The 8374-nt window shown below is 36.2% G+C and carries 7 protein-coding genes; 5 read left to right on the plus strand and 2 right to left on the minus strand.

Features of this window, described 5'->3' with window-relative positions:
• Positions 1-25: 25 nt before the first annotated feature.
• Positions 26-1117, plus strand: a complete 1092-nt coding sequence (locus BZK14_RS10900; protein ID WP_077926515.1) for a SufB/SufD family protein — start codon at positions 26-28, stop codon at positions 1115-1117.
• Positions 1118-1131: 14 nt separating this feature from the next.
• Positions 1132-2349, plus strand: coding sequence for an aminotransferase class V-fold PLP-dependent enzyme (locus BZK14_RS10905; protein WP_077926516.1), 1218 nt, complete (start codon positions 1132-1134; stop codon positions 2347-2349).
• A gap of 63 nt (positions 2350-2412) precedes the next feature.
• Here BZK14_RS10905 and BZK14_RS10910 read toward each other — a convergent pair whose 3' ends face one another.
• Complete coding sequence (locus BZK14_RS10910) at positions 2413-3864, minus strand: caspase family protein (RefSeq protein WP_077926517.1); 1452 nt, start codon at positions 3862-3864, stop codon at positions 2413-2415.
• Between the two features lie 149 nt (positions 3865-4013).
• Between BZK14_RS10910 and BZK14_RS10915 the strand changes: the two genes are divergently transcribed.
• Positions 4014-4964, plus strand: coding sequence for a DMT family transporter (locus BZK14_RS10915; protein WP_077926518.1), 951 nt, complete (start codon positions 4014-4016; stop codon positions 4962-4964).
• Positions 4965-4978: 14 nt separating this feature from the next.
• Here the strand turns inward: BZK14_RS10915 and BZK14_RS10920 are convergent, their stop codons facing one another.
• On the minus strand, positions 4979-5719 hold the full coding sequence (locus tag BZK14_RS10920) for an alpha/beta hydrolase (protein ID WP_077926519.1): 741 nt from the start codon (positions 5717-5719) through the stop codon (positions 4979-4981).
• A 120-nt stretch (positions 5720-5839) separates the two neighbouring features.
• Here BZK14_RS10920 and BZK14_RS10925 point away from each other — a divergent pair, with 120 nt between their 5' ends.
• Both BZK14_RS10925 and BZK14_RS10930 read left to right on the plus strand, forming a co-directional pair.
• Positions 5840-6691 (plus strand): DMT family transporter, encoded by an 852-nt coding sequence (locus tag BZK14_RS10925; protein ID WP_077926520.1) that lies wholly within the window; start codon positions 5840-5842, stop codon positions 6689-6691.
• A 265-nt stretch (positions 6692-6956) separates the two neighbouring features.
• Positions 6957-8374, plus strand: a 1418-nt coding sequence (locus BZK14_RS10930; RefSeq protein ID WP_077926521.1) for an AbgT family transporter, incomplete at its 3' end; no start/stop codon positions are given.

Raw genomic sequence — 8374 nt, forward strand, 5'->3', positions numbered from 1 at the left:
TCTCGTAAAGAATAAGGAATTCAACATGCTACAGACATTAACGGATAAAGTCCGATTAGAACGTTGGAGAGAAACGCCTTTAAAACGAGTTTTATCGACTGAGTGGAAAGGCGAAGTAATTTCTAATCCACAGTTTATGCCAACACAACACACAATGCCTGAAAAGTGCTTTGTATTAACAGTTGTGAATGGTGAAGTTAATCCACAGTGGTTTGATGAAAGCTTAGTGCCAGAAGGCGTTTTAGTAACGCTTGAAAAAGGCAAAGTTCAGATCAAAGTGATTCCAAACACTGAAGTTTTAACACCATTTGTAATCTACAACTACACAAATTCAAGTGATGCTGCACATACTGCATCTTTGAATGTTGCTGTAGAAGTGGGCGATGAATCTAAATTATCAGTGCTATTTGTAGAAGCTGGTGAAGGTGAATATGTTTCATTACCAAAAGTTTCCACAAAAGTTGGCAAAGCTGCATCCATGAACTGGTTGAAAATCAGCTTAAACCCTGATCAAGCTTCAAGCTTCTATGACTTTGAATGTGATCAAGCGGCTGACAGCCACAGCACAATTTTACATTACCAAACAGGTGGTAACGTTGTTCGTTCTGATTTAGTGGTTCATTTAAAAGGTGAAGAAGCACACACTAACTTCATCGCATTGAACTTAGGTAAAGATCAACAATCACTCGAAAATGTGATGACGCTTCACCACGAAGTGCCACATTGTACAAGTGAACAGAACATCAAAAACCTATTAACAGATAAAGCTAATGCTCTGTTTGACGGTATGATTAACGTTCACCAAGATGCACAGAAAACAGATGCCAACCAGCTCACTCGCTCAATCTTATTGAGTGACAAAGCACGTGCAATGACGATTCCTCGCTTAGAAATCTATGCCGATGATGTTCGTTGTACACATGGTGCAACTGTAGGTTTCTTGGAACCTGAATCACTCTTTTACCTACGTTCGCGTGGTATTGAGTTACCTGAAGCACAAGCAATGCTTTTATTATCTTATACCGCTGAATTCTTAGGAATGATCGACAATGAGATCGTAAAAGATTGGATGCTTCATCAATTAGAAAATGACTTAACACGCGTTCGCCCTGCTTAATTAAAGGATTTCTCATGTCAAAGATCGACACAATTCGCCAAGCCTTCCCTATTTTAAATGAAACTGTTCATGGTAAACCATTAGCGTTTTTAGATACGGGTGCCTCGGCACAAAAGCCGTTGTGTGTGATCAATGCAGAGAAAGAAGTGTATGAAAAGTACTACGCCAACATTCATCGTGGCGTGTACTTTTTCAGTCAAGAATCCACAGAGCGTTACGAGAATGTTCGTAAAGTTGTGTGCGAGCTAATTGGCAGTCATGACCCGCGTGAAATTATTTTCACAAAAGGCACAACAGAAAGCATTAACCTCGTTGCTCACAGCTTGGGCAACTTGTTATTGGATCGTGGTGATCGTGTGATGATCACAGAAATGGAACATCACGCGAACATCGTACCTTGGCAGATGATTTGCCAAGCAAAAGGTTCACAACTCATCGTTGTACCAGTATTGGATGATGGTAGCTTGGATATGGATTTCCTCCATGCTAACTTGGATTCCACAGTTAAAATCGTCGCAGTAACACAGATTTCCAATGCACTTGGTACAGTCAATGACATTGCAGCAATCACTCAAAAAGCTCACGAAGTGGGTGCAAAAATTTTAGTGGATGGCGCGCAAGGTGTTGTTCATGAGCCATTGAATGTGAAAGACTTGGATATCGATTTCTACGTTTTCTCAGCTCATAAATTATATGGCCCCACTGGCGTTGGCGTGTTGTATGGCAAAAAAGAGTTATTAAATGCTATGCCGCCGTACCAAACTGGTGGCGATATGATCGATGAAGTAACATTTGATAAAACAACATTTGCACCATTACCCAATAAATTTGAAGCAGGCACACCAAATATTGCAGGCGTGATTGCTTTTGAAACAGCCATTCGCTTTGTGCAAGAAGTTGGCTTTGATTACATCGTTGAACACGAAAAAGAATTATTGGACTACGCAACAGCTGAATTATCAAAATTGCCTGAAGTGCGTTTGATCGGTACAGCTAAAAACAAAGTTGGCGTAATTTCATTTGTGGTTAAAGGCGTTCATCCACATGATATCGGCACAATGCTCGATCATTTCGGCGTTGCGATTCGTGTTGGCCATCACTGCGCACAACCAATCATGAAACGCTTTGGTGTTCCTGCAACTGCGCGTGTTTCATTTGGCATGTACAACACTAAAGCCGAAGTTGATCAATTGATCGATGGCTTAAAGAAAATCATTGAGATGTTTAGCTAAACATCTGCAACAATCCCAAAAACTAAAAACCCCAAGCATTGATTGGGGTTTTGAATTCTATATTTAACTAAGTAACTGCTCAATTTTTTTAATAATATCTTTATTAATAATTTCTGATAAATCAGTTAGTGAATTAAGGTTAATATCTTTTAATGGCATAGCATACTGCAACCATTCTAAGCATTTAGGATTATCTGCATTATTCCATCCATTGATTACTAACTCTTCAATACAATAAAAAATTATGACTTCTTTCTTAGAAGATAATAATGCCATACTTACAGCATAATGTTGTAAATTTGGAAATTCTATTTTAGGTGTAAATGTAAACTTAAAGAAAATGTTCTCAATTTCTAATAATGATTTTATACCTGAAACTCTTGATTTTTTAACTTTAACATCTTGTAGTTCATACATATCACCAGCAGCATAACTAAGTTGATAAAAAGGGTGATATGGTTTTTCAACATATTGCTGTTCAGTAGCCGTATATTCTTCATATTCTACACGTGCCAAAAAACTTCTTTTCTTTACATCAGGTGTATTTAGCCATCTACCGATAGCAGATGAATTAAAAGGAATTCTATTATAAGGATTCATGGTTATGTCAAATAATTGAGATAAATCATCTGAAAATTCTAATTTTTCTAATAAGCTAACGAGAAAATTAAGCTTTTCAACGCCTAGAATCTCATTACAATATTCTGAAGCATCATTAAGTACACGACTAATTAATTCTGTACATGGTAAATTCTCATCCAATTTACTTTCTACAGATAATCTAGAATCATCTAATAAAATTTGCTTAGGAACCTCCAAATCACTAAATAAATATGCCATGTGAGCCCCTTGAGTCACAAATATCGGTGTATGAGATAGGCTATTTTGAGCATAATCAGAAACATAATCAATTATTGCTTTATACGTAATAGCATTAGTATCTGCATGATTTCTTATCGCCTCAAAAAATAATTGAGTAAATAAACTGTACCTTTTTGTAGCATGTGATACTTCTGTATTCCGAGATGAAAACATAAAATAAATTTCATTAAATGATTTTCTCTGTTTCTCTTCTATCGTTTTATAAAAGCTATCATCAATGTCTTTTATGTAATGTTCACCGGAATAACAAGCATCAATAATTTTTACAGCAACACTTGGCTCTAAAATTTTTAAATATTCGTCCATATCTTGACTAGAAATTGTAGTGCTTTTCAATATAGAGGTATCTGTAGTCTTAAAGCAGAAATAGAATTCATTCCCTTGTCTATAACCATGACCACTAAAATAAAATACAACTTGTTCAACTTCTTCATCTTTATACTTTTCTATAAATTCTATAATTTTGTCACGTGCTGATGAAGCTGTGTCATCAAGTGATACCAAAATATCTGAAAATTCACCAGATGATTGCAACAAACTATTCATCATCTGTAAATCATACTTACATGCCTCTAATCTATTCTTAGGATTCTCATATTCACTCACACCAAACAATAATGCTAATTTTCTCATTTTTCACCTGTATAAATATATTGTTATCCATTATGCCATTAATTATCTGCCAGAACATTTCTACTCAGCTCAGTAGAAATTTTATTACTGACCACTCAAGCATTCGCTCGTATAATGAATTCATTCAATCTATTCGTTGAGCGCTCGCTATGACAACCCCACTCAAAAATGCCAAACTTGGCTTTATTCTGTCCGTTTTTACCGCATTTATCTGGGGAAATGTGCCAATCGCCCTCAAAGAAATGATGCAAGTACTCGATGCGCCAACCTTGGTTTGGTATCGTTTTTTGATCGCATTTCTGATTCTATTACCAATTTTAGCGGTCAAAAAAGATCTACCCTTTCGTAAAATTCAGAAAAACCCAAAATTTCTAATTTTATTATCCATATTAACGCTCGGCATCATTGGTAACTTTATATTACTGAGTAAATCCCTCGTTTATACAACGCCAACTGTTGTACAGATCGTGATTCAGCTCTCCAGCGTTGGCTTATTGTTTGCAGGCGTGATCGTATTTAAAGAGCGATTATCCCGCACGCAATTACTTGGTGTAATCATTTTAATGATTGGCTTATTGCTATTCTTCAATACAAACTTGATCGAAATGATTTCATCATTCAATGATTATTCTTTGGGCGTAGTTTTAGCATTATTGGGTGCATTATCTTGGGTATTTTTCGCTTTGGCACAAAAAGTTGCCTTACGCGATTTCAGTTCACTACAAATCCTATTGATCCTCAATGGCATTGGCATGATCTTTTTATTGCCATTTGTGAACTTTTCAGCAGTATTAACCTTATCCACAGCAAAGTTAATGATCCTCGCTTATTGCGGTTTAAATACAGTGTTAGGTTATGGTGCTTTAGCTGAAGCAATGCGCCTTTGGGAAGTATCAAAAGTGAGCGCAATGATCACATTTACACCATTATTCACATTGGCTTTCTCATTAGTATTTGCGGCAATGTGGCCAACGGTATTCGAGCACCCAAGCTTAAATTTCTTAGGTTATATTGGTGTATTCACAGTGGTATTTGGCGCTATGTTTATGGTGATCGGTGAAACATTGATCCGATCACTCACACAAAAACGCGCAAAATAATGATGTTAAAAATATTATTGATTCGCTTCAATGAATGCGATGGCTTCTTCCACAATCAATGGCAAATCATTATCTAGCGTTGCCACATGATAACTGTCAGGCAAAGCCACCAATTTCTTATTAGTGCTACTGATGCGATCTAAAATCTCTTGTGAATTGCTTGGTGGCACAACATGATCAATATTCGATGAGAAAATCAACGTTGGCATTGTGATCTTCGGTAAATCCACACGAACCATAGCCATTAATGCCACAATATCGCCCATCGATTTAATCGGCGTTCTTTCGTAAGCCAATTCGATCACATCGGGCTTTTTAATATCTGAACCAATCCCTGCAATGAACTCTTCCTTGCCATATTGTGCATCATAAATCTCTTTCAAAGCAGGCATATCAATCGCCGCATTGATCGGCATAATGCCCAACAATTCAGGATGATTTTCACCCAAATAACATGTCAAAGCGCCACCCATTGATAAACCCAAAACAAAGATCTTCTTCGCATGCTTTTTCAATTCAACCAAGGCAGATTCCACATCATTGATCCAATCTTTATAGCTCGCTTTTGCCATATCTTCTGGCGTTGTACCATGCCCTGTTAAACGTGGTGCTAAAACTGTATAACCTGCTTTCGCCAATGCTTCGCCCACTAAAGACATACTTTGCGTTGTGCCTGTGAAACCATGAATCACTAAAATTCCAATATCATTCCCTTGATAAAAAAATGGTTCTGCATTTTTCAAAACATTTGGCATAATTAGTTCCTCAATCAATTATTAAGAACCTTCCATCTTACACATAGACAAACCAATCTGCTAATAAACCGCTATACTAAACTAGTTAATTTCAATGATCATATTTCACTAGGATATTTCATGGCTCCCTCTGCATTGCTTGGTATTTTTTTCGTTGTCTTATCTCAGTTGGCTTTTGCTGGCATGGACAGCGTAATTAAATGGCTGAGTTCTGATTTATCCACCGCAACCATTATCTTTTTCCGCAATCTGATTACATTAATATGGATTGCCCCCGTCTTTTTAAGTACAGGCGAATTCAAAAACTCATTGAAACGATTACCATTACATGCAGTTCGTTCATTATCCGGACAAATTGGCATGATTTTCATCTTCCTATCTTTAGCATTACTGCCTTTATCAGATGCATCAGTATTGAGATCATTAACACCACTATTTGTACCAATTTTAGCTGCCATTTGGTTAAAAGAGAAACTCTCATGGCTATTAATCCCAAGCTTTTTACTAGCTATCATTGGCTCTTGGATATTAGCGGGTGTAGATAAACCACAATTCTCAATATACTCATTTCTTCCCATTATCGCAGGAGTATTCGTTGCTATGGCAATGGTTGCGATTAAACGTATTAGTAGTGTTGCAAGTGGATCAGAAATTGTTTTCTATTTCTCATTAACGGGGGTTGTTTTTGCCATTGGCATGAGTTTATTCACAGAATTTACACTACCGACAAATTATCAAGTTTGGCTAATGGTTTTATTGATGGGTATCTTTGGATCATTAGGACAAGTATGGATTACCAAAGCCAATCAATTTACTGATGCATCACTATTAGCACCTTTTTACTATCTCAATGCTGTATTTGGTGCTGTTTTATCCCATTTCTTTTGGCATGAAAAACTAGGTGTTTGGGGATGGATTGGAGCTGCAATTATTATTCTTGCTGGGTTATTAGTTGTACTTAAAAAGAAGTAGAAGATTTTATAGAATTTCTGCCGAATCATACAGAAAAATACAAGTCAATATTTATCATATGCTTAAATCCAACTATCAACACTCATTCAACTCTTAATTATTAGTATAATTCTTATAAATACACTCTATTCATAAAAATATTAATATTATAAAATATTTATGTAGTCATAATGATTTACCTCATTCCTATTTTCTGTTAATAATCTTTAAATACCCGCGTTGCGGGTTATAAATATTTTAAATATGAGTAAGGCGGATATATATTATGGCAACAACTATTAAACCTAACTTATTTACGCGATTTTTAGATAAAATCGAGTATTTAGGTAATAAACTTCCTGATCCCGTCATGATGTTCGTTGGATTATGTATCATCATTATATTAGCATCAGGAGCACTCAGTGCAATTGGTGTTTCTGCCTATAATCCTGTAACAAAAGAAACCATTCAAGTTGTAAACCTATTATCACTAGATGGCTTCACACAAATCTTAACTAAAGCAACTACAAACTTCACTAATTTTCCTGCTTTGGGCATGGTCTTGGTTGTAATGTTTGGCATTGGTGTTGCCGAGCATAGCGGATATTTTAAAGCACTAATGGTTGCTGCCGTTGAAAAAGCTCCTTTTAAAATCATAGTACCAATACTTATTTTAGTAGCTATGCTAGGAACAATTGCAGGAGATGCATCTCAAATCATCATGCCACCAATTGCGGCAATGATTTTTTTACGTTTAGGTTATCATCCTATCGCGGGTTTAGTGATGGCTTATGCAGCAGCATTAGGAGCATTTGCAGCAAATGTTATCATTGGTGTTTCTGATGCTTTAGCGCTCTCATTCACAGAGGCAGGTTTAAAAACTATTGGTGCAGATGTTCCTGTAAATATTGCGATGAATTGGTATTTTATGACTGCTTCAATGTTTATTTTATTAGCTGTGATCTTATTTGTTACATATAAAGTAATTATTCCACGTTTAGGCACATACACATCAGATGGTCAAGAACAAGATCACTTCACTGAGTTAACAACCGTTGAAAAACGTGGACTTAGATATGCTAACTATACTGTGCTTGCTCTTATTGTTTTAATTATACTAGCGGCAATTCCCGAAACTAGCTTTTTAAGAAATCCAACAACTAAAGGCTTGGTAGATGGACCATTGGTACAAGGTGTTGCTATTGTCATGGCATTTATGTTCTTTGTACCAGGTTTAGTTTATGCCGTTGTGACTAAAACAGCCAAATCCTCCAAAGATATAGTCCATATGATGAATGAATCTATGGCAGGAATGAGTGGCTTTATTGTGATTGTGTTCTTTTCAGCACAGATGATTGCTCTTTTTGCATGGAGTAATCTAGGTTTAATCATCGCAATCAAGGGAGCTTCACTACTCGAAGGGCAAAGCGGTATAGTATTAATTATTGGATTTATTTGTTTAACAGCAACTGTCAATATTTTTATTGGTAGTGCTTCAGCAAAATGGGCATTGTTAGCACCTATTTTTATTCCTATGTTCTTATTTTTGGGTTATCACCCTGCATTTACACAAGCAATTTATCGTGTGGGAGACTCTATTACCAATCCAATTACCCCGATGCTTGCTTATCTCCCTCTTTTATTATCTTTTGCAAAAAAATACGATAAAAATATGGGGCTAGGCACGCTCATCTCAAACTTATT

Origin of the sequence: Wohlfahrtiimonas larvae, from assembly GCF_002006755.1 — a bacterium.
In the GTDB taxonomy this organism is placed as follows: Bacteria; Pseudomonadota; Gammaproteobacteria; order Cardiobacteriales; family Wohlfahrtiimonadaceae; genus Wohlfahrtiimonas; species Wohlfahrtiimonas larvae.

Bases quoted from the DNA above. Each gene is read 5' to 3' on its own strand.
- BZK14_RS10900 (WP_077926515.1), top strand. From the start codon at position 26: ATGCTACAGACATTAACGGATAAAGTCCGATTAGAACGTTGGAGAGAA.
- BZK14_RS10905 (WP_077926516.1), top strand. From the start codon at position 1,132: ATGTCAAAGATCGACACAATTCGCCAAGCCTTCCCTATTTTAAATGAA.
- BZK14_RS10910 (WP_077926517.1), bottom strand. From the start codon at position 3,864: ATGAGAAAATTAGCATTATTGTTTGGTGTGAGTGAATATGAGAATCCT.
- BZK14_RS10915 (WP_077926518.1), top strand. From the start codon at position 4,014: ATGACAACCCCACTCAAAAATGCCAAACTTGGCTTTATTCTGTCCGTT.
- BZK14_RS10920 (WP_077926519.1), bottom strand. From the start codon at position 5,719: ATGCCAAATGTTTTGAAAAATGCAGAACCATTTTTTTATCAAGGGAAT.
- BZK14_RS10925 (WP_077926520.1), top strand. From the start codon at position 5,840: ATGGCTCCCTCTGCATTGCTTGGTATTTTTTTCGTTGTCTTATCTCAG.